The following is a 2,200-nucleotide window of genomic DNA, read 5'->3' as shown; positions in this document are numbered from 1 at the left end:
GATATGTGTATATTTATTTATCCAATGAAAATACAACTCCGGTGGAAGTTTTCTTTGATGACTTTAAAGTAACCCATACACCTACTGATATTGTTCAGAAGGATGATTATTATCCATTTGGCGGAACCTTTAATAGCTACATCAGCGGAGTAAAAAACAAGTATTTGTACAATGGAAAGGAAATCCAGGAGGAAACTCAATGGTATGACTTCGGAGCAAGAATGCAAGATCCGTGGTTAGGTAGATGGATGATTGTAGATCCGTTGGCACACGAGTTCCCTTGGCAATCGCCATACGCTGCCTTTGATAATAATCCTATAAACAAAATAGATCCTACCGGTATGGCAGCAGTTGATTGGAAACCGGAAGTTGATGAGAATGGAAATACAAGTTATGTCGCTGAACAAGGTGACAATGCTGCTACCTTGGCTGATCAATATGGATTAACTCAACAACAGGCAGACAAATTGGTAGGAGGTAAAGAAGTAAAAGCTGGAGAAACAAGAATATCAGGAGAAGAGGCAAAAAATGTAACAGGAAAGGATGTCTTGAAATTGGATCTAAATTCGAAAATGGCCACAGATCAGAGGATTATAGATCAGGCAGTTTTTGCAATGGATCACTCAAAAAGGAAAGGAGATTGGGGATTTTATTCCACTGGTTATTTTGGAGGAACAAAATATAAAAACGTTGTGAACGCTAGCGGTTCGATAACTATTGATGGGCAGTCGATACCTTTGGAGTTACAACTCCCTGTTTACAGATCTGCTACATTTGATGGCTCGAGTACATCCATATTTTTAGGGAACACCCCATACAGGATTAAACCTACAACAGGAAATCGTTTTCCACAGACAGATTTGCTTTTCTTCGATATGTACCATCCAAATACAAAAAACAAAATGCAAGATTATATAATTTTATCTCCAAGAAATGGAAGTGAAAAAATTTACAATCGACTTAATAATTAAAGATTCTATTAGAAAACATGGTTTATATCCGAGTATTTATTCTATTGATGATGATTCATTTGCATTCTTCCTGCAAGGGTCAGTCCATTATAAATGAAGCCATTAAGGTGTGTTCCGAACTTAAAACAACAGAAGTTTTCAAAGATGTCTATGGTGAGAATACACAAATGGGCATATACAAAATGGTGTCCCTTGTTGAAGCGGAGTTTAAAAAAGAGGGGTTTATGAAGAATGTGACTAAAGAGCATTACTTGCGACTCCTAGAATATGTTTATTCTAACAAGGGAAGTTTTTCTGAAAATGAACTAATTAAAGAATTCAGCAGCATATCGGGGTTACTTATAACATCTATTGTGATAGACTGTCCGTACGAAATTGTTGTTAAGGAGCGAAATAAATTGAATTCATCAATAGTACGTCAATTGGCAAACGCTTCAGAACTTCAAGCTTTAGGATATGAAAAAGAAGCGGTTATAAATTACATAGATGAAATAAGTGAAAGTGATTTTATTCATATTGAGTACAGGACCCCGGTAATAGTCATTTTGCTTTTTCATTTAGAAAATACATTTCGTTTTATGCCGAATTCTGCTGATAAGTGAGGAAAATGGTTGATTTTTAAATGCAAAAAGCCTGACATTGCCGGGCTTTTTGCATTTACAGTGCGGCCACGTTTTTCTGAAAGAAATCCTTGAACTTCTTTTTGGTCATGAAGGTGTTTATCATTTTAAAGACCATATTTTTTTCTTCGGGTTCGAGTTCAGCAATCAGTTTTACCTGTTCCATCAGGCTTTTATTTTCAATGGTCAAACAGTGAAATAGGGGGCAAAAAAATGGGCAGAGTCATTTAAAAACGACTTTGACCACGTGGGTGGCCACTTTTAAAACCGAACCTGAAGATCCGGATATTTATTTGGCAACCCTGGAAGATGATGCTTCCACCAAAGAGTATGAACAAACCTATTTCAGTCGATATGAGGAGATCACGCGGATCAATGCGGATATCTTTGATCATACAGATGATGGGATCGAAAAAACGTATTCAATGAGGCTCAGTGGCGCAGGGAATGAGATCTATGGATTGGCCAAATCATTGGCTGTCATGCCAGGTGATGTGGTGTCAGCAGAAGTATGGGCAAAATATTTGGACCCAGAATCCACAGGTTCGGCGGGAACTGCTTTTGCGCAATTGATAGAAGATCTCTCAAACAATGCATCATCAGTAGTGA

Annotated in this window: 4 protein-coding genes; 3 read left to right on the top strand and 1 reads right to left on the bottom strand. The window is 37.5% G+C overall.

Going from position 1 to position 2,200, the window contains the following annotated elements; all coding sequences use genetic code 11:
* Both U3A58_RS21565 and U3A58_RS21560 read left to right on the top strand, forming a co-directional pair.
* The coding region (locus U3A58_RS21565; protein ID WP_323826463.1) for an RHS repeat-associated core domain-containing protein at positions 1–971 on the top strand (971 nt) is incomplete at its 5' end.
* 17 nt (positions 972–988) lie between these two features.
* Positions 989–1,573 (top strand): hypothetical protein, encoded by a 585-nt coding sequence (locus U3A58_RS21560; RefSeq protein WP_323826462.1) that lies wholly within the window; start codon positions 989–991, stop codon positions 1,571–1,573.
* A 55-nt stretch (positions 1,574–1,628) separates the two neighbouring features.
* Here the strand turns inward: U3A58_RS21560 and U3A58_RS21555 are convergent, their stop codons facing one another.
* Positions 1,629–1,757, bottom strand: coding sequence for a hypothetical protein (locus U3A58_RS21555; RefSeq protein ID WP_323826461.1), 129 nt, complete (start codon positions 1,755–1,757; stop codon positions 1,629–1,631).
* A gap of 85 nt (positions 1,758–1,842) precedes the next feature.
* On the opposite strand from U3A58_RS21555, the gene U3A58_RS21550 reads away from it, so the two are divergent.
* Positions 1,843–2,200 (top strand): hypothetical protein (locus U3A58_RS21550; protein WP_323826460.1); only part of this gene is annotated, 358 nt, incomplete at its 3' end.

The sequence above is a fragment of the Algoriphagus persicinus genome (genome assembly GCF_035156415.1).
Lineage (GTDB): Bacteria > Bacteroidota > Bacteroidia > Cytophagales > Cyclobacteriaceae > Algoriphagus > Algoriphagus persicinus.
Note: the sequence above shows the minus strand (reverse complement) of the source record. Positions and strands in the feature narration are given on the sequence as shown.